At 44.0% G+C, this 20136-nt stretch carries 17 protein-coding genes; 14 read left to right on the top strand and 3 right to left on the bottom strand.

Going from position 1 to position 20136, the window contains the following annotated elements; all coding sequences use genetic code 11:
• Positions 1-21: 21 nt before the first annotated feature.
• The 3 genes from NQ541_RS07145 (at position 22) to NQ541_RS07135 (ending at position 2643) form a co-directional block, all read left to right on the top strand.
• Positions 22-294 carry an ACT domain-containing protein gene (locus NQ541_RS07145; RefSeq protein WP_023923040.1) on the top strand — a complete coding sequence of 91 codons (273 nt, stop codon included), beginning with the start codon at positions 22-24 and terminating at the stop codon, positions 292-294.
• A 47-nt stretch (positions 295-341) separates the two neighbouring features.
• Complete coding sequence (locus NQ541_RS07140) at positions 342-1706, top strand: PFL family protein (protein ID WP_005609246.1); 1365 nt, start codon at positions 342-344, stop codon at positions 1704-1706.
• A 79-nt stretch (positions 1707-1785) separates the two neighbouring features.
• Positions 1786-2643 carry a DegV family protein gene (locus NQ541_RS07135; RefSeq protein WP_005609247.1) on the top strand — a complete coding sequence of 286 codons (858 nt, stop codon included), beginning with the start codon at positions 1786-1788 and terminating at the stop codon, positions 2641-2643.
• Positions 2644-3396: 753 nt separating this feature from the next.
• Here the strand turns inward: NQ541_RS07135 and NQ541_RS07130 are convergent.
• Positions 3397-5031 carry an ABC-F family ATP-binding cassette domain-containing protein gene (locus NQ541_RS07130; protein ID WP_023923042.1) on the bottom strand — a complete coding sequence of 545 codons (1635 nt, stop codon included), beginning with the start codon at positions 5029-5031 and terminating at the stop codon, positions 3397-3399.
• 110 nt (positions 5032-5141) lie between these two features.
• Between NQ541_RS07130 and NQ541_RS07125 the strand changes: the two genes are divergently transcribed.
• The 10 genes from NQ541_RS07125 to NQ541_RS07080 all read left to right on the top strand — a co-directional run bounded on the left by NQ541_RS07125 (position 5142) and on the right by NQ541_RS07080 (position 16047).
• Entirely contained in the window at positions 5142-5291 is a 150-nt protein-coding gene (locus NQ541_RS07125) for a hypothetical protein (RefSeq protein ID WP_167528443.1), read from the top strand.
• Entirely contained in the window at positions 5260-6123 is an 864-nt protein-coding gene (locus NQ541_RS07120; RefSeq protein WP_005609812.1) for a patatin-like phospholipase family protein, read from the top strand. The genes NQ541_RS07125 and NQ541_RS07120 overlap by 32 nt, the downstream gene beginning before the upstream one ends.
• A 1-nt stretch (position 6124) precedes the next feature.
• Positions 6125-6307, top strand: a complete 183-nt coding sequence (locus NQ541_RS13160) for a hypothetical protein (protein ID WP_081442924.1) — start codon at positions 6125-6127, stop codon at positions 6305-6307.
• 50 nt (positions 6308-6357) lie between these two features.
• Positions 6358-8508: a polyphosphate kinase 1 gene (gene ppk1, locus NQ541_RS07110; RefSeq protein WP_005609811.1), complete on the top strand. Its 2151-nt coding sequence runs from the start codon at positions 6358-6360 to the stop codon at positions 8506-8508.
• 16 nt (positions 8509-8524) lie between these two features.
• Positions 8525-9571, top strand: a complete 1047-nt coding sequence (locus NQ541_RS07105; RefSeq protein ID WP_005609810.1) for an aldose epimerase family protein — start codon at positions 8525-8527, stop codon at positions 9569-9571.
• A 23-nt stretch (positions 9572-9594) separates the two neighbouring features.
• Positions 9595-11664 (top strand): DNA topoisomerase, encoded by a 2070-nt coding sequence (locus NQ541_RS07100; protein WP_005609809.1) that lies wholly within the window; start codon positions 9595-9597, stop codon positions 11662-11664.
• Positions 11661-12626 carry a D-2-hydroxyacid dehydrogenase gene (locus NQ541_RS07095; protein ID WP_005609808.1) on the top strand — a complete coding sequence of 322 codons (966 nt, stop codon included), beginning with the start codon at positions 11661-11663 and terminating at the stop codon, positions 12624-12626. Before NQ541_RS07100 ends, NQ541_RS07095 begins: the two co-directional genes overlap by 4 nt.
• A gap of 13 nt (positions 12627-12639) precedes the next feature.
• A complete protein-coding gene (locus NQ541_RS07090) occupies positions 12640-13314 on the top strand; it encodes an acyltransferase (protein ID WP_005609807.1) in 675 nt (224 codons plus the stop codon).
• A gap of 86 nt (positions 13315-13400) precedes the next feature.
• The gene (locus tag NQ541_RS07085; protein ID WP_005609806.1) at positions 13401-14312 is read left to right on the top strand and encodes an NAD(P)-dependent oxidoreductase; all 912 of its coding nucleotides are present in this window, start codon (positions 13401-13403) and stop codon (positions 14310-14312) included.
• Positions 14313-14523: 211 nt separating this feature from the next.
• Positions 14524-16047, top strand: a complete 1524-nt coding sequence (locus NQ541_RS07080) for a sodium:solute symporter family transporter (protein ID WP_005609805.1) — start codon at positions 14524-14526, stop codon at positions 16045-16047.
• Between the two features lie 872 nt (positions 16048-16919).
• Here the strand turns inward: NQ541_RS07080 and NQ541_RS07075 are convergent.
• Both NQ541_RS07075 and NQ541_RS13155 read right to left on the bottom strand, forming a co-directional pair.
• Complete coding sequence (locus tag NQ541_RS07075) at positions 16920-18098, bottom strand: ribose-phosphate pyrophosphokinase (RefSeq protein WP_044940256.1); 1179 nt, start codon at positions 18096-18098, stop codon at positions 16920-16922.
• A 62-nt stretch (positions 18099-18160) separates the two neighbouring features.
• Positions 18161-18343: a hypothetical protein gene (locus tag NQ541_RS13155; protein ID WP_259935980.1), complete on the bottom strand. Its 183-nt coding sequence runs from the start codon at positions 18341-18343 to the stop codon at positions 18161-18163.
• 399 nt (positions 18344-18742) lie between these two features.
• Here NQ541_RS13155 and NQ541_RS07065 point away from each other — a divergent pair, with 399 nt between their 5' ends.
• A complete protein-coding gene (locus NQ541_RS07065; RefSeq protein WP_005611762.1) occupies positions 18743-20113 on the top strand; it encodes a DUF512 domain-containing protein in 1371 nt (456 codons plus the stop codon).
• Positions 20114-20136: the final 23 nt, after the last annotated feature.

Here is a 20136-nt window from a genome sequence, read left to right as displayed (position 1 = left end):
AAAAGCGGAGGTACAATGAAAATGAAAAAATGTATTGTCACAGTACTTGGAAAAGACACGGTGGGAATTATTGCGAGAGTGTGTACATATCTGGCGGAGAACGGGATCAATATTTTAGATATCTCTCAGACGATTGTGCAGGGATATTTTAATATGATGATGATTGTTGATGTTTCAAATCTGAAAAAAGACTTTACAGAGGTATGCGATGAAATGGATACACTCGGAAAAGAAATTGGAGTAAGTATCCGTTGCCAGAGAGAAGAGATTTTTGAGAAGATGCACAGATTATAGGATTTACCGTACAGCAGTGAAGAGACATAGAAGATGAGGATAAGATTATGATTAATATGTATGAAGTTTCAGAGACAAATAAGATGATCGAGCATGAGAACCTGGATGTCCGTACGATCACCCTGGGAATCAGCCTCCTGGATTGCATTGACTCTGATCTGGATCAGTTAAATCAGAATATTTATAATAAGATCACGACAGTTGCAAAGGATCTTGTATCTACAGGACAGGATATCGAAAAAGAATTTGGAATCCCGATCGTGAACAAGAGAATTTCCATTACTCCGGTTTCACTGGTTGGTGGCTCAGCCTGTAAGACTCCGGAAGATTATGTGACGATCGCAAGGACACTGGATAAGGCGGCGAAAGAAGTCGGTGTGAATTTTATTGGAGGATACTCAGCACTCGTTTCAAAAGGGATGACGAAGAGTGAAGAGAATCTGATCCGTTCCATTCCCCAGGCACTGGCTGAGACAGAACGGATCTGTAGTTCCGTAAATGTTGGATCGACGAAAACCGGGATCAATATGGATGCGGTACGACTCTGTGGTCAGATCGTAAAAGAAGCGGCAGAAGCCACAAAGGATAATGATTCCCTTGGATGTGCAAAGCTGGTGATTTTCTGTAATGCACCGGATGATAATCCGTTTATGGCGGGTGCATTCCTTGGAGTGACAGAGGCAGATGCAGTTATCAATGTAGGAGTCAGCGGACCAGGTGTAGTTAAGAAGGCACTGGAAAAAGTGCGTGGAAAAGGATTTGAGGACCTTTGTGAGACAATCAAGAAGACCGCATTCAAAGTCACGAGAGTGGGTCAGCTTGTGGCAGGAGAAGCTTCTGCAAGACTGGGAATCCCGTTTGGTATTGTGGATCTTTCCCTTGCACCAACTCCGGCAGTAGGGGACAGTGTTGCAGAGATTCTGGAGGAGATCGGACTTGAGCGGGTAGGTGCTCCGGGAACAACGGCAGCCCTTGCCATGCTGAACGACCAGGTGAAAAAAGGTGGTGTTATGGCATCTTCCTATGTGGGAGGTTTGAGTGGTGCATTTATTCCGGTCAGTGAAGATCAGGGCATGATTGATGCGGTTCATGCAGGATCGCTGACGCTGGAGAAACTCGAAGCAATGACCTGTGTATGCTCCGTAGGACTGGATATGATCGCAATTCCGGGTAAGACATCTGCTGCAACAATTTCCGGTATCATTGCAGATGAGATGGCGATTGGTATGGTGAACCAGAAGACAACGGCAGTCCGTCTGATTCCGGTGATCGGGAAAGATGTAGGGGATACGGCAGAGTTTGGAGGACTTCTCGGATATGCTCCGATCATGCCGGTAAATGAGTTTGGCTGTGATGCATTTATTAACAGAAAGGGAAGAATCCCTGCACCGATCCACAGTTTTAAAAATTAAAATACAAAAGTCCCGGGAATGGGATGCAAAGAAAGGAATGCGGACACTTCGGTATGCCCGCTTGAGAAGGAGAAGTTGAATGAGTAAAGTTGCAATAGTAACGGACAGCAATAGCGGAATTACGCAGAAGCGGGGTGAAGAACTGGGGATCTACGTGCTTCCGATGCCGTTTTTCATTGACGGTGAATTATATTTAGAAGATATTACACTTTCACAGGAACAGTTCTATGAAAAACTGGGAGCTGATTCTGAAATTTCCACATCTCAGCCATCGCCGGGAGATGTCATGGATCTGTGGGATAAGCTTTTAGAGGATTATGATGAAATTGTGTGCATTCCGATGTCAAGTGGTCTGAGCAGTACCTGCGAAACGGCTCTTTCACTGGCACAGGATTATGATGAAAAAGTGCAGGTTGTAAATAATCAGAGAATTTCCGTTACGCAGGAACAGTCAGTATACGATGCGATCAAGCTGCGTGATGAGGGAAAATCTGCCGCAGAGATCAGACAGGTGCTGGAAAAAGAAAAAATGCAGGCAAGTATCTATATCACAGTAGATACGTTGAAGTATCTGAAAAAGGGTGGAAGAATCACTCCGGCAGCAGCAGCTATAGGAACGGTATTGAATTTAAAGCCGGTTCTTCAGATCCAGGGAGAGAAGCTGGATGCATTTGCAAAAGTCAGAGGCTGGAAGGCAGCGAAGAAGACGATGCTCAATGCCATTGAAAAAGATCTGACAGACCGTTTTGCAGATGTAAAAGATCAGATGGTTCTCGGAATGGCATATACGTGCAGCAAAGAAGAAGCAGATGAGTGGAAAAATGAAATCCAGACCCGTTTTCCGGATTACGAACTGGTAGAAGGTCCGCTGTCACTGAGCATTGCATGCCATATTGGACCGGGAGCGATGGCGATTACCTGCATGAAGAGAGTATAAATTTGTAGTTGTTGGGGAGAAAATATCTCGGCAGTAGAAAGTATCTGATGAAAAAAACGTTCATATCCGCCCTTGTTGTTGCATCGCAGTGCAGGACCCGCTTTACCTCAGCCCGTTGACAACTTGTAACAGGAACGTGGAAACACTCGTGCAGAGGCACTCCTGTTTACGTTCCTTAACAAGTTGGGCAAAGTGTCTTCGGAACGCTCCCTGTCAATGCACTGCTCACGCAACAGCAAGGGCGGATATTGGATTTTTCAAATCAGAATGCTTTTCTCGCACCGGGACATTTCTCTCAACAAACACGAAATTTCAAATAAGAAGTAGAAAGCCGGATGGCTATCGACCAGGATAAAGGATTTGTCAAATAGTAAATATCATATCTACTGTCTAATATTTACTATCGAATATCTTAGTCAATAGCCATCCGGCTTTTTTGTCGTTTTTAAATTTGTATTATTGGGTGGATACGCTGTGGAGCTAAAAAACTTCTTATCGAGATGGTCAGCGGAAAGCAGGGTGTTCCTGAGCAGGTGCATTAGCAGGGAGCGTTCCGAAGACACTTTGCAGCGTTTGTTAGAGAAAGTAAATCGAGTGCCATTGCACGAAGATTTCCACTTTCGAGTTACAAACGGTCAACGGGCTGAGGTAAAGCGGGCCTGCACCGCGAAGGAATATCCCTACTTTCCGCGTCCGATTCGCTATAAAGAAGTCTTTTTCTTTACAAGCGTATCACCCCAACAACTACAAATTTTAATCTTCATCATCTGTCTGTACAGAATAGGTCTGTCTCTTTCTTGCCATCTCATCGCTTTCAAGATATTCATCGTAAGTCGTGATCTTATCAATAAGTTTACCACCCGGAACGATTTCCATAATGCGGTTTGCGGTCGTCTGTACGATCTGATGGTCACGGGATGTGAAGAGCAGGACTCCCGGGAACTTGATCAGTCCGTTATTGAGTGCAGTGATGGATTCCATGTCCAGGTGGTTGGTCGGCTCATCGAGGAGCAGGACATTTGCACCTGAGATCATCATTTTGGAGAGGAGGCAGCGAACTTTTTCGCCACCGGAAAGGACAGCAACCTTTTTCACTCCATCTTCCCCTGAAAAAAGCATTCTTCCGAGGAAACCACGGACATAAGTAACATCTTTCTCTTCAGAATACTGAGTCAGCCATTCTGTGATATTATAATCATTATCAAATTCTCCACCGAAATCTTTCGGGAAATAAGCCTGAGAGGTTGTAACGCCCCATTTGTAAGTCCCTTCATCCGGTTCCATTTCACCGATCAGGATCTTAAAGAGGATCGACTTTGCAAATTCATTGCCTCCGACAAAAGCAACTTTATCTTCACGTCCAAGAGTAAAGCTGATATTATCAAGGATTTTTTCTCCGTCGATGGTCTTGGAAAGTCCTTCTACGGTCAGGACTTCATTTCCAATTTCACGGTTCGGACGGAAGTCGATGTATGGATATTTACGGCTGGATGGCTTGATCTCATCAAGCTGGATCTTTTCAAGAGCACGTTTCCTGGATGTTGCCTGCTTGGATTTGGAAGCATTGGCACTGAACCGGGAAATAAAGTCCTGAAGTTCTTTGATCTTTTCTTCTTTTTTCTTATTAGCTTCTTTCATCTGACGGATGAGGAGCTGGCTGGATTCATACCAGAAATCATAGTTTCCGGCATAGAGCTGGATCTTACCGTAATCAATATCTGCAATCTGTGTACATACTTTATTCAGAAAATAACGGTCATGAGATACGACGATGACGGTATTATCAAAATTGATAAGAAATTCTTCCAGCCATGCAATGGCATCGAGATCCAGGTGGTTCGTTGGCTCGTCAAGAAGCAGGATGTCGGGATTTCCAAATAATGCCTGGGCAAGCAGAACCTTTACCTTTTCAGATCCGGTCAGTTCTTTCAGGTATTTGTAGTGAAGTTCGGTATCAATTCCGAGTCCGTTCAGAAGGTTGGCAGCATCCGATTCAGCCTCCCAGCCGTTCATGGTAGCAAACTCAGCTTCCAGTTCACTGGCTTTGATTCCGTCTTCATCAGTGAAATCTTCTTTTGCATAGATTTCTTCTTTTTCTTTCATAATCTCGTACAGGCGGGCATTTCCCATGATAACGGTATCAAGAACCGGAAATTCATCATATTTGAAATGATCCTGCTGCAGGAAAGAAAGACGCTCTCCCGGAGTGATCACGACATCTCCCTGAGTCGGCTCAAGCTGACCGGAAAGAATCTTAAGGAAAGTAGATTTTCCTGCACCATTGGCACCGATCATACCATAGCAGTTCCCTTCTGTAAATTTGATATTAACGTCTTCAAACAGCGCCTTTTTCCCGACGCGGAGGGTTACGTTATTTGCACTAATCATAATGATCTCCTTATCAGTCATACATTAAAATAAACATCAACGCTTATATTAACATGGGTGAAAGTAAAAAGGCAAGTATTTACACAAGTATTTACGGGAGAAAAGGAATCTTGACTGATAAAAAAGCAAGCTGCATTTCCGTAAGAAAACCGTTGTTCTTTCGGAATGAAAAAGATATAATAAACTATGGAAGACAAAAAGACATAGATTCAGGAAAAGAGGAAAATTATGGCGATAAAAAAAGCTACAATCGTACTTGAAGGCGGGGCGACAAGAGGAATCTTTACCTCAGGTGTGCTGGATTGCCTTATGGAGAAAGAAATTTATATGTCAGATGTGATCGGGGTATCGGCAGGAGCGTGCAATGCACTGGATTATGTATCCAGGCAGCCGGGGAGGACAAGAGACTGTATGATTCCCGATGAGCAGTATGGAAAATATATTTATGGGATCAGGGATACGATCCGTACAAAGAGCATGATGAATATGGATTTGATCTTTGACCGGTTTCCGAATGAACTGATCCCGTTTGATTTTGATACATATTTCAGTTCACCGATGAATTGTGAACTGGTTACGACAAACTGCCTGACCGGAAAGGCAGAATATATGTCAGAAGAGGAAGATCGGGACAGACTGATGAAAATCTGCCGGGCGTCGAGCAGTATGCCGCTTCTGACTCCGATCGTAAATATTGAGGATGTTCCGTATTTAGACGGAGGACTGGCTGATTCAGTACCGATCCGCAGGGCAAAGGAAATCGGGAATGAGAAGATTGTAGTTGTGCTGACAAAAAATGCCGGTTACAGGAAAAAAGTACTTTCTCCTGCAATGCAGAAGCTTTACAGAAAGGCTTACAGTTCTTATCCAAATGTGGTGCGGACGATTTTACGGAGAAGTTTTATGTATAATAAGACGATGAATTATCTGGATGTGCTGGAGCGGAAGGGAGAGATCTTTGTGATCCGTCCCCATGTGAAGCCGGTATCAAGGCTGGAACGGAACCGAGAGGCTCTTTACGCATTTTATGAGCATGGTTATCATTATATGGAAAGACAGTTGGAAGCGTTGGAGGAATATCTTGAAAAATAAGATGTCGGGGTCAAAAGCCCTCGACTATGATACCTACGGATTGTTACGCACTACGTGCTCCCACAATCCTACCCAACATTCGCATATCGTGGTGCTTACGTGCCACTTTTATGCTCATATTGGGGCGGGTCACAAGGTCATTCTACCACTAGTGTGCGAGCACACGTGGTGTCAGACCTTTTGACCCTGGTATCAAAATAATCGTATATCAGGACACATATATGGAAAAGGGGAATGAATATGAGCAAAAAGGAAATACCGGATTTTACGCAGAATCGGGAGTTATCGTGGCTTCGGTTTAATCAGAGAGTGCTGGAAGAAGCGAGAGATGAAAGTGTACCTCTGATGGAGCGGATGAAGTTTGTTGCAATCTTTACCAGCAATCTGGATGAGTTTTTTATGATCCGTGTAGGAAGTCTGTACGATCTGGCAGCAACAGATGATAAAAAGATCGATCAGCGTTCAGGTATGACAGCAAAGCAACAGCTTGATGCGATTTATCGTGCGGTTTCTCCGCTTTATAAGGAACGGGATAAGACTTATGCGGAGATTAAAAAGCAGCTTCATCCCTATGGTGTGTGTGGGCTGGATTTCAAAGAACTGGAGCAGCAGGAAAAGAAATTTGTAAAAAAGTATTTTAAAGAAGAGGTTCTGCCGGTGCTTTCACCTCAGATCGTAGACGCAAATCACCCGTTTCCGCATCTTCTGAGTAAAGAGATTTATGTGGTGGCAAATTTAAAGCAGGGAGATAAAGCAATGCTGGGAATTATTCCTGTTCCTCAGTATATTTCCAATATTCTGTATCTTCCAGGATATGATATCCGTTATATCAGAATGGAAAAGATCATTCTGGAATTTGCAGAACTGGTATTTAACCAGTATCAGGTTTCAGATAAGAATTATATCTGTGTGACGCGGAATGCAGATGTATCACCGGATGATGAGGCTTATGCAGACCATGGGGATTTCAGGCATATTATGAAAGAGACGCTTCATAAGCGAAAAAAAATGGCGGTTGTGCGTCTGGAGGCAGCTAATCCACTGAGCAAAGAGCTGGAAAAGTATTTCTGTGAAAAATTTAAGATCGGGCCGGAATGTATTTTCAGGACAAAGATGCCGATGAAGCTGGATTTTATCTTCGCGATTGCAGATAAACTGCCTGAGTCAATGAAGCGGACACTTGTGGATGAGCCATTTTCCCCACAGCCGGCGGCAATGCTCCATGAAGGCAGTGTGATGGAACAGGTAAAAAAGAAAGATGTACTTTTAAGCTATCCTTATGAGAGCATGGAGCCGTTCCTGCAGATGATCCGGGAGGCGGCGTCAGATCCGGATGTGCTGACGATCAAGATCACGATCTACCGTCTGGCAAAGAAGGCACGGCTGGTAGAATATCTTTGTGCCGCAGCGGAGAACGGAAAAGAGGTAACGGTACTGATCGAGTTGCGTGCGAGATTTGATGAACAGAATAATATCGAGTGGTCAGAACGTTTAGAAGAGGCAGGATGCCGGGTGTTATATGGATTTGAAGGCTATAAGGTACATTCCAAGATCTGCCTGATCACTTATAGAAGTAAGAGTGAGCCGAACAATAAAAATGAAATCCGTTACATTACCCAGATCGGAACAGGGAACTACAACGAAAAGACTGCAAAGATGTATACGGATTATTCCCTGATGACGGCGAATCAGGAGATTGGTACGGATGCGGCAGAATTTTTCAAAAATATGTCCATTGGAAATCTTCATGGTGCATACAGACACCTGATCGTTTCACCGGTCAGTTTAAAAGCAAGAGTTCTTGCCACGATGGATGAAGAGATTGAAAAGGGATCTGCAGGCAGGATCATCATGAAAATGAATTCCGTAACGGATGTAGATTTTATCAGAAAAGTGGAAGAGGCATCCTGTGCGGGTGTTAAAGTAGATCTGATCGTGCGGGGAATCTGCTGTATCTTACCGCAGGTACCGGGACATACGGAGAATGTCAGGGTGACAAGTATTGTCGGACGGTATTTAGAGCATCCGAGAGTATTTGTGTTTGGAAAAGGTGAAAAGACGAAGATCTACATTGGTTCGGCTGATATGATGACCAGAAATACAGAAAAGAGAGTTGAGGTAGCATGCCCGGTTTATGATGAGGCAGTCAAAAAACGTCTGCTCCATCAGTTAAAAGTGATGCTTGCAGATAATGTGAAAGCAAGAGAAATGGCAGAAGATGGCACTTACCATAAGAAAGCAGAAAGCGGAAGAAAGATCAATGCACAGGAGACATTTATGCAGGAGGCACTTCATGCAAGAAAGGAAGAAAGCAGGGAGATGCGTGAACAGAAAAATACAGGCGTAATAAAAAGAGTGTTAGGATTTTTCAGACGAAGAAAATAGGAGAAGAGAGAATAAAATGGAAAAACTTCAGATTCAGAAATTCGGGATAACGAAAGACGGCAGTAAACCTTATCTTTATAAAATGAAAAATGACGCAGGGATGGAAGTGCAGGTCTCTGACTTTGGAGCGACCCTTGTGAATGTGACTGTTTTGGATCAAGATAAAAATCCGGTAGAAGTGGTACTTGGGTATGAGGATGCAGCCGGTTATGAAAATGGAACGGCAGCGATCGGTGCAATTGTCGGAAGAAATGCAAACCGGATCGGTGGTGCGTGTGTGACGATTAACGGGATTGATTATAAGCTGGCAGAGAATGACGGAAAAAATAATCTGCACAGCGGACCGGATGTCTATCAGAAACGGATGTGGAGGGTCATCGAAAACGGGGATGACCATGTAACCTTTCTTCTGCACAGCCCGGATGGAGATCAGGGATATCCGGGAGCGTTGGACATGAAAGTTACCTATACGCTGGACGAGGAGAATGGGCTGACGATTCATTATGAAGCTGTACCGGATCAGGATACGGTAATTAATATGACAAACCACAGTTATTTCAATCTGAACGGTCATAAAAGCGGCTCTGTATTACATCATAGAATGCAGCTTTTATCTGATGCTTTTACCCCGGCTGATGCTCAGTCCATACCGACAGGAGAAATCTGTTCTGTAGATGGAACACCGATGGATTTCAGAAGTACAAAAGAACTGGGAGCGGAGATTGATGCAGCGTATGAACCACTGATACTTGGAACTGGTTACGACCATAACTGGGTATTGAAAAACGAGGGCAGATTTGATAAAGTAGCAGAAGTGACTGGAGATGAAAGCGGTATCGTCATGGAAGTATGGACAGACCGTCCGGGAGTTCAGGTTTATACAGCCAATTTCCTGGAAAATGAAGCAGGAAGGAATGGGGCAGTCTATCAGAAGCGGGATGCAGTGTGCCTGGAGACACAGAATTATCCGGATGCGGTTCATCAGAAAAATTTTCCTGAAGCAATCTGCAAAAAAGGGGAAACTTACGATACAAAGACCGCTTATCGTTTCCATATTGAATAGAAAGAGAAAAGACTGGCATATTTATGGGAAAATCAATCTACATAGCGGAAAAACCAAGTGTTGCAAGAGAGTTTGCAAAAGCTTTGAAATTAAATGCAAAGAACCGGGACGGATACATGGAGTCGGAGAATGCGATTGTTACGTGGTGTGTAGGACATCTTGTGACAATGAGTTATCCTGAGGAGTATGATCCGGCACTGAAAAAATGGAGTCTGGACACACTGCCGTTTATTCCGGATGATTTTAAATATGAGGTGATCCCGCAGGTTGCAAAGCAGTTTCAGATTGTCAGCGGGCTTTTGACGAGAGAGGATGTAGACCGGATTTATGTCTGTACCGACTCAGGACGTGAGGGAGAATACATTTACCGGCTGGTTGAACAGGAGGCTCATGTAAAGGGAAAGGAACGGCGAAGAGTCTGGATCGATTCGCAGACGGAAGAAGAAATCCTGCGTGGGATCCGTGAAGCAAAAGATCTTTCCGAATATGACAACCTGGCAGCTTCAGCTTATCTGAGAGCGAAAGAAGATTATCTGATGGGAATCAACTTTTCGAGGCTGCTGACATTAAAATATGGAAATAGCATTTCCAACTATCTCCATACGAAGTATTCGGTGATCTCAGTCGGTCGGGTTATGACATGTGTGCTGGGAATGGTGGTCAGGAGAGAAAGAGAAATCCGGGATTTTGTAAAGACTCCATTTTACAGAGTCGTCAGTACGATTGATGCACAGGGGCATCAGTTTGAGGGAGAATGGAAAGCAGTCAAAGGCTCACGATACTTTGAGTCATATGATCTCTATAAGGAAAATGGATTTAAGGAAAGAGAAAAAGCAGAAGAACTGATCCGGTTTTTGCTGGAAGGTGTGGATCAGAAAGAGGGTCCGGTCTGTCGGATCGAATCGATTGAGAAGAAAAAGGAAAAGAAAAATCCACCGCTTTTATATAATCTGGCAGAATTGCAGAATGACTGTTCCAAAAGATTTAAGATCAGTCCGGATGAGACGTTGCGGATTGTGCAGGAACTGTATGAAAAGAAGCTTGTAACCTATCCGAGAACAGATGCAAGGGTGCTTTCCACAGCAGTGGCAAAAGAGATATCCCGCAATCTGAACGGTCTGTCAAAATATCCGATGGCGGCACCTTATCTGAAAGATATCCAGGCATTTGGAAATTATAAGGAGCTTGCAAAGACCAGATATGTAAATGATAAGCAGATCACGGATCATTATGCTATCATTCCGACGGGGCAGGGACTGAATGCTTTAAGTTCTGTTGCACCGACAGCACACCGGGTCTATGATCTGATCGTACGGCGTTTTTTAAGTATTTTTTATCCGCCTGCCGTATATCAGAAAGTTGCAATCGTATCCTCCATCAAAGAAGAACGCTTTTTCTCCAACTTTAAAGTACTGGCAGAAGAGGGGTATCTGAAAGTGGCAGGAGTTCCGAAAGGCAGGAATACTTCCGCAAAAGGAAAACCGGAAGGCAGCATGAAAGAAGAGGAAGAAAAAGAAAGCGGAGCAGATGGAGCAGAGGAAGAACAGGGACTGGATACTGCATTGTTTGAGGTGATCAAATCACTGAAGAAGGGGGCAGTGCTTCCGGTCAGGGCATTGAATATCAAAGAGGGAGAAACGTCTCCACCGAAAAGATATAATTCCGGTTCGATCATTCTTGCGATGGAGAATGCAGGACAGTTGATTGAAGACGAGGAATTGCGGGCTCAGATCAAGGGCAGTGGAATCGGAACGAGTGCGACTCGTGCAGAAATCCTGAAAAAGCTGATCAATATTAAATATCTTTCTCTGAATAAGAAGACGCAGGTGATCACGCCGACGCTTCAGGGAGAGATGGTTTATGATGTGGTTGATCATTCAATCAAATCACTTTTGAATCCGGAGCTGACAGCAAGCTGGGAAAAAGGACTGAACTACGTGGCAGAAGGAACGATCACTTCCGAGGAATATATGCAGAAGCTGGATCATTTTGTAACGGTCAGGACTGTGGGCGTGAAAGGATTGAATAATCAGTATCAGCTACGTGCGTGTTATGACCATGCAGCTGCATTTTATAAAAGAGGTAGAAAATGAAAAAAATACTTGTAACCATTCCGGTACGGGAAAAAGACCGGAAGTTTCTGGAAGAAAAGGGGAAGGAATTTCAGTTCTGCTACAGGACAAAAGAGGAAATAACCGTCTCAGATGTGGTGGATGCGGAGATCATTCTGGGAAATATCCCTGTAGAGCTGGTCCCTAAGGCTAAAAAGTTAAAGTTTCTCCAGCTTGACAGTGCCGGATCGACAGAATATACGGCATCAGGAGTCCTCATGCCGGATACAAAGCTGGCAAATGCCACAGGAGCTTACGGGCTGGCAATTTCAGAATATATGCTGGCTGGAGTATTGATGCTGCGGAAAAAGCTGCATCTGTATCAGAAAAATATGGAGCAGCATCTGTGGAAGGACGAGGGAGAAGTGCTGTCAATCCGTGATTCGGTGACGCTTGTTGTGGGACTTGGTGATATTGGAAGTCAGTTTGCGGAAAAAATGCATGCACTGGGCAGTGAAGTGATCGGTGTGAGAAAGCATAAAGCAGCCAGACCGGATTATATAAAAGAAGTCTGTCAGCAGGAAGATTTAGACCGTCTGCTTCCGAAAGCGGATATCGTTGCGTGCTGTATGCCGGGAACAGGGGAGACAGCAGGGATGTTTGACCTGGAGCGGATGAAGAAAATGAAACCGGGAGCAATCCTCATCAATGTAGGGCGTGGAAGCCTGATCCCGGGAGAAGCATTGAAAAAAATGCTTGTTGAAGGTCATTTAGGAGGTGCAATTCTGGATGTGACGGAGGAGGAACCGCTTCCGGCAGATTCTCCTTTGTGGGATCTTCCCAATCTTCTGATCACACCACATGTATCGGGCAATTACCATATGAGGCAGATCCTTGATACAGTTGTAAAGATCGCGGGAGAGAATCTGGAGGCATTCCTTGATGGAAAAGAACTTGTCAATGAGGTAGATCTTTGTACCGGGTACAGAAAATTCAAAGCGTAGAAAGGAAAAAAAGATGACAGAAGCATTAACAGTAAAAAAACTTTATACATTGGATCAGACAATAGCAAAGGATATTTTTGAAGGAGTGACTTATCCATGGGAAGTACTTCCGAAGATCAGCAGCTTTATTCTGGAGCTGGGAAAGACGCTGAGTGAAGATGAGTATGAGAAGCGTGGAGAAAATGTGTGGATCGCAAAGAGTGCAAAAGTAGCACCAACTGCATTTATTAATGGACCGGCGATCATTGGGAAGGATGCAGAAGTCCGTCATTGTGCATTTATCCGTGGAAATGCGATCGTAGGAGAGGGTGCTGTTGTAGGCAATTCGACCGAGCTGAAAAATGTGATCTTATTTAATAAAGTACAGGTACCACATTATAATTATGTGGGAGATTCTGTACTGGGATATAAATCCCATATGGGAGCAGGCTCGATCACATCCAATGTGAAATCAGACAAGAAACTTGTTGTTGTAAAAGCAGGCGGAGAAAAGATCGAGACAGGCATGAAAAAGTTTGGTGCGATGCTGGGTGATGAAGTGGAAGTCGGATGTGGAAGTGTCCTGAATCCGGGAACTGTTGTTGGAAGTCACAGTAATATTTATCCACTTTCTTCTGTGCGTGGATTTGTACCTGCCCACAGCATTTATAAAAAGCAGGGCGAAGTAGTCGAAAAGCAGGGAGAATAAATATTGCATCAGTGCGAGGATGTTTTGCAGAGTTGTATTCTGATTCCGGATTGTAAAAACAGAGAGCAGACAGAGAGGAAAAAAGAGTGAAAAAGATTAGTTTTATTGGCGTAGGCATCATGGGGAAATCCATGGTAAGAAATCTTATGAAAGCAGGATTTGAACTTCATATCTATGCCCGGACAAAAGCAAAAGTGGAAGACGTTATCAGTGAAGGTGCGATCTTTCATGAATCGATCGGAGAGTGCGTCAGCGAATGTGATGCAGTGATTACGATCGTAGGATTCCCGCAGGATGTGGAAGAAGTTTATTTTGATGAGGAAAATATCCTTGACTGTGCATCGAAGGGTGCTTATCTGATCGACATGACAACAACCAGCCCTCAGATTGCAGAAAAGATTTATGCAGAGGGAACGAAGCGGGGATTCCATGTGCTGGATGCACCGGTGACAGGAGGCGATACAGGAGCGAAAGCAGGAACGTTATCCATTCTTGTCGGTGGAGATAAGGAAGATTTTGAAGCATGTATGCCGCTTTTTGAGGCGATGGGAACGAACATCAATTACCAGGGAGAAGCCGGAAAAGGTCAGCACTGTAAGCTGGCAAACCAGATCATGATCGCCGGAACGCTTTCCGGTGTATGTGAGGCTCTTACTTATGCCAAAGAACAGGGACTGGATCTGGATGTAGTGATGAGATCTGTTTCGACGGGGGCAGCAGGAAGTAAGCAGTTAGATACATTTGGACCAAAGATCATTGCAGGAGATTATGCACCGGGATTTTTCATGAAGCATTTTATTAAAGATATGAAGCTTGCCCTGATCGAAGCAAACCGGAAAGGCTTATCACTGGATGTCTTAAGCATGGTTCTTGCGAATTATGAAGAACTGGAGGCAGAAGGGTATGGAGAACTGGGAACGCAGGCATTGATCAAATTTTATGATGAAGAACATCGATATATGGAAGATGAGGAAGAACCGGAACAGGCAGAAGAATAGAAATCGTCCGGTATGGATATTGCTGAATGATCAGAAAGCAATATCGTTGAAATATTATTGAATATGGCTGAATCTTCAGAAAAGAATTGACACGGGCGATTGTCCCGTGTTATTCTATACAAAACCACTTTAATACTTTAAAGCGTTACGGTTTAAAGCAAAGAATAAGCAAGGGATAAAAAGGAAGAGGAAGAGAGGAAAAAGAAAAGAGATGGGGATTAAATTATTTTTGCTGATCCTATTTTTTGCAGTGATGGTTGGCGTCGGATTTTATTCCAGGAGACATGTGAACAGTGTAGACGGGTTTGTACTTGGAGGGCGTTCGGTAGGTCCGTGGCTGACTGCGTTTGCGTATGGAACCTCCTATTTTTCTGCAGTTGTATTTGTAGGATATGCGGGACAGTTTGGATGGAAATACGGAATTGCAAGTACCTGGATCGGAATCGGGAATGCATTGATCGGAAGTCTGCTGGCATGGGTTATTCTTGGAAGAAGAACGAAGGTTATGACGCAGCATCTGAGTGCAAAGACAATGCCGGATTTTTTTGGACAGAGGTATGGAAGCAAATCGTTAAAAATCGTAGCATCGGTGATTGTGTTTGTGTTCCTGATCCCGTATACAGCATCCGTCTATAATGGACTGTCCAGACTTTTTGGAATGGCATTTAACATTCCTTATACATGGTGCGTGATCGCAATGGCAGTGTTTACGGCGATTTATGTGATTCTGGGCGGATATATGGCAACAGCGATCAATGACTTTATTCAGGGAATTATTATGCTGTTCGGAATTGTTGCGGTGATTGCTGCTGTATTAAACGGTCAGGGCGGCTTTATGGAAGCAGTTTCTAAGATGGCACAGATTCCGAGTGATGTCCCTGCAACGATGGGACAGCCCGGAGCATTTACAGCCTTCTTCGGTCCGGATCCGCTGAATCTGCTTGGCGTAGTGATTTTAACTTCACTTGGAACATGGGGACTTCCGCAGATGATCGGAAAATTTTATGCAATCAAAGATGAAAAGTCTATTAATACGGGAACAGTGATCTCTACACTTTTTGCTATTGTGATTTCAGGAGGATGTTATTTCCTGGGTGGATTTGGAAGACTATTTGACAGTGCAGAAATTTATAATGCAGAAACCGGAGCGGTCGTTTACGATAGTATTATTCCTTCCATGCTTTCAAAACTGCCGGATATTCTGATCGGAATTGTGGTTGTCCTGGTGCTTTCCGCATCAATGTCAACACTTTCATCCCTGGTACTGACATCCAGTTCAACGATGACACTGGATCTGTTGAAAGACAATATCATGAAAAAGATGAGTGAGAAAAAGCAGATCATTACGATGCAGATCCTGATCGTATTTTTTATCGTTGTATCGGTGGTGATCGCACTGGATCCGCCGACTTTTATTGCTCAGCTTATGGGAATTTCATGGGGAGCTCTTGCAGGAGCATTTCTTGCACCGTTTCTGTATGGTCTGTACTGGAAAGGTGTGACAAGAGCAGGAGTCTGGGCAGGATTTATTGCCGGAGTCGGAATTACGGTTTCTAATATGTTCATAGGATATATTGCATCACCGATCAATGCCGGTGCTGTTGCGATGGTAGCAGGTCTGGTGATCGTTCCGCTGGTAAGCCTTGTGACACCGAAATTGAAGAAAGAAGATGTAGATGAGATCTTTACGTGCTATGAAGAAAAAGTGGTGAGTACGAAGAAGAGGAATTTGTAAATTTGTAGTTGTTGGGGTGAAAATATCTCGGCAGTAGAAAGTATCTGATGAAAAAACATTCATATCCGCCCTTGCTGTTGCATCGCAGTGCAGGACCCGCTTTACCTCAGCCCGTTGACAACTTGTAACAGGAACGTGGAAACACTCGTGCAGAGGCACTCCTGTTTACGTTCCTTAACAAGTTGGGCAAAGTGTCTTCGGAACACTCCCTGTCAATGCACTGCTCACGCAACAGCAAGGGCGGATATTGGATTTTTCAAATCAGAATGCTTTTCTCGCACCGGGACATTTTCTCTCAACAAATACGAAATTTCAAATAAGAAGTAGAAAGCCGGATGGCTATCGACCAGGATAAAGGATTTGTCAAATAGTAAATATCATATCTACTGTCTAATATTTACGAGATGCCAGGATCAAAAGGTCTAAGCCCACATGAGCTTGCTCATAGGTGGGTGAAAGACCTTAGGACCCGCCCCGATATGAGCATCAAAGTCGGGGGCTTTTGCCCCCGACATCTTTACGATCGAATATCTTAGTCAATAGCCATCCGGCTTTGTTTATCGTTTTTAAATTTGTATTATTGGGTGGATACGCTGTGGAGCTAAAAAACTTCTTATCGAGATGGTCAGCGGAAATCAGGATGTTCCTGAGCAGGTGCATTAGCAGGAGCGTTCCGAAGACACTTTGCAGCGTTTGTTAGAGAAAGTAAATCGAGTGCCATTGCACGAAGATTTCCACTTTCGAGTTACAAACGGTCAACGGGCTGAGGTAAAGCGGGCCTGCACCACGAAGGAATATCTCTGATTTCCGCGTCCGCTTCGCCATAAAGAAGTCTTTTGCTTTACAAGCGTATCACCCCAACAACTACAAATTTAAATCAATCCCTTTTTATGCTTCTCCAGTAATGCATGGATTTTATCTGTCGGATTCATAACGGAACCGATGGTTACATCATGGTTGAGAGAGTCAATAATCAGTGCAAGGAATTTACTCATATCTGCCTTTACGAAATATGGTTTTTCATAAAGTACCGGTGGCAGATAGGTCAGGTTGGTTGTGACCACTTTATTGATATATCCTTTTTCATAGTATTCATCAAACTTATCAAATCCATCTGTGAAAAGTCCGAAAGTCGTGCATACAAAAACGCGTCCGGCATTCCGTTCTTTTAACTGCTTGGCAACATCCAGCATACTTTCACCGGAGGAGATCATATCGTCTACGATGATGACATCTTTTCCGGTCACGTCATCTCCAAGAAATTCATGTGCAACGATCGGATTCTTTCCATTTACGACAGTTGAATAATCACGGCGTTTGTAGAACATACCCATGTCAACACCAAGTACGTTAGAAAAGTAAACCGCACGATGCATCGCTCCCTCATCAGGGCTGACGATCATCAGATGTTCTTTATCAGGCTTGATATCAGGAACTTCACGGAAAAGTGCCTTCAGGAACTGATACGGCGGGTCAAAGCTGTCAAAGCCACTTAACGGGATCGCATTCTGTACACGTGGGTCATGGGCATCAAAAGTAATGATATTGGCAACCCCCATTGCATTAAGCTCTTCAAGGGCAAGTGCACAGTCAAGAGATTCTCTTCTGGTACGTTTATGCTGTCTGCTTTCGTAAAGGAATGGCATGATCACATTGATACGGCGTGCCTTTCCGGTTGCAGCAGCAATGATCCTTTTGAGATCCTGATAATGGTCATCTGGGGACATATGGTTTACATGACCATTTACAGTATAGGTAAGGCTATAATTACATACATCGGTCATAATGAACAGATCTGTTCCCCGGATCGTCTCTTTTAATACACCTTTTGCTTCCCCGGATCCAAATCTCGGACAACTGCAGTCAACCAGATAATTGTTGGACTTATAATTGATATATAAGGGGGATTCGGTTACTTCGTTGATGGTGTTCTCCCTGAAAGATACAATATAATCATTGACCTTCTGTCCCAGAGCCTGACAGCTTTCCATTGCGATCAGCTTCAGTGGGGCAACCGGGAGAGTTTTTTCTAACATTTCGATATTTGTCATTTTTTTTCTCCTGTGCTGAATATTTATCTGAAATAGATTTGATATTTTGCATGATACCAGGGTTAAAAGGTCTGACACCATGTGTGCTCGCACACTGGTGGTAGAATGACCTTGTGACCCGCCCCAATATGAGCATAAAAGTGGGGCGTAAGCACCACGATATGCGAATGTTGGGTAGGATTGTGGGAGCACGTAGTGCGTAACAATCCGTAGGTATCATAGTCGGGGGCTTTTTCCTCCGACATCTTTTACATATATGGTTATAACATTTTTAATATCGAAATTCAAGCATAAAGGCTGTAGTTTCAGGTCAAAGTAATAAAACCAGGAAAGAAAATTGGAGCAGCCATTGAAAAAGGCATAGAACAAAGTCTTTTAAGCATGGAAAAATCATGCTATAATAATATGATGATGCCAGGGTCAAAAGGTCTAAGCCCACATGAGCTTGCTCATAGGTGGGTGAAAGACCTTAGGACCCGCCCCGATATGAGCATAAAAGTGGGATGATAATCCCACGATATGCGAATATTTGGCAGGATTGTGGGAGTGCGTAGCACGGAGCAATCCGTAGGCATCAAAGTCGGGGGCTTTTGACCCCGATATCATATGATCCACTAAGAGTACAAGGAGTTTTTAAATTATAGATGAAAAAGCATGAACATATCGTGAAAAAGGTTCAGTCCGGAAGTATTGCGGAGGAACTGGGGATTGAACCGGGAGATCAATTGCTGGAGATCGACGGGAATGTGATCGAGGACATTTTTGACTATCAGTTCTATGTAGAGGCAGAAGAACTGGTTGTTCTGGTTGAAAAACCGGATGGCGAACAGTGGGAGATGGAGATCGAGAAAGAGGCCGATGAGGGGCTTGGGATCGAATTTGAAGAGGGACTGATGGATGAGTATCATTCCTGCCATAATAAGTGTATTTTTTGCTTTATTGATCAGATGCCGCCGGGAATGCGTGAGACACTGTATTTCAAGGATGATGATTCCCGCCTTTCCTTTTTACAGGGAAATTATATCACGCTGACGAATATGAGTGATAAGGATGTTGAGAGAATTGTGAGGTACAGACTGGAACCGATCAATATTTCTTTTCAGACGACGAACCCGGAGCTTCGCTGCAAAATGCTCCACAACCGTTTTGCGGGGGAGGCACTGAAAAAGGTGGACATCCTGTATCAGGGCGGAATCGAGATGAATGGGCAGATCGTACTTTGCAAAGGGGTTAATGACGGGGAAGAACTAGAACGGAGCATCCGGGATCTGACGGGATATCTGCCGATGCTGAAAAGTGTGTCTGTTGTGCCGGTAGGTCTGACGAAGTACCGGGAAGGGCTTTATCCCATGACCCCTTTTACAAAAGAGGATGCGAGAGAAGTGATCCGGGTGATCCATAAGTGGCAGGAGAAGGTTTATAAAGAGTATGGAACGCATTTTATCCATGCAGGTGATGAATGGTATCTGCTGGCAGAGATGGAAGTTCCGCAGGAAGAAAGTTATGATGGTTATCTGCAGTTGGAGAATGGAGTTGGAATGCTGCGGCTTTTGTTCAATGAGTTTGAAGAAGCATTCGGAAAGCTGACAGGTGATGACCGGGTGGAAGAACTTTCCGTTGCAACAGCAAAGCTGGCGTATCCATATATAGACAGGATGGCACGGCGGATGCAGGAGAAATATCCGGGGTTGAAGATCCATACGTATTGTATCAGAAATGATTTCTTTGGTGAGAGGATCACGGTATCCGGGCTGATCACGGGGCAGGATCTGATGGCACAGTTAAAAGATCAGGAACTTGGGGAAAGACTTCTGATCCCATGTAATATGCTGAAGATGGATGAGGATATTTTTCTGGATGATTTTACATTGGATGAGGTGGCGGATACTTTACAAGTTCCGATTGATATTGTAAAATCAAGCGGGCAGGATTTCGTGAATGCCATTTTAGGAATTGATACAAGAAGAAATAGAGACAATCAGAATGTAAAAGACCGCAGGATCGAGTCGGTCTGAATCAGGAAAGAGAAAGGTAAGAT

It is taken from the genome of [Ruminococcus] lactaris ATCC 29176, from assembly GCF_025152405.1.
GTDB lineage: Bacteria > Bacillota > Clostridia > Lachnospirales > Lachnospiraceae > Mediterraneibacter > Mediterraneibacter lactaris.
The sequence above is the reverse complement of the archived record's forward strand: the minus strand, read 5'-3'. Positions and strand labels throughout refer to the sequence as shown.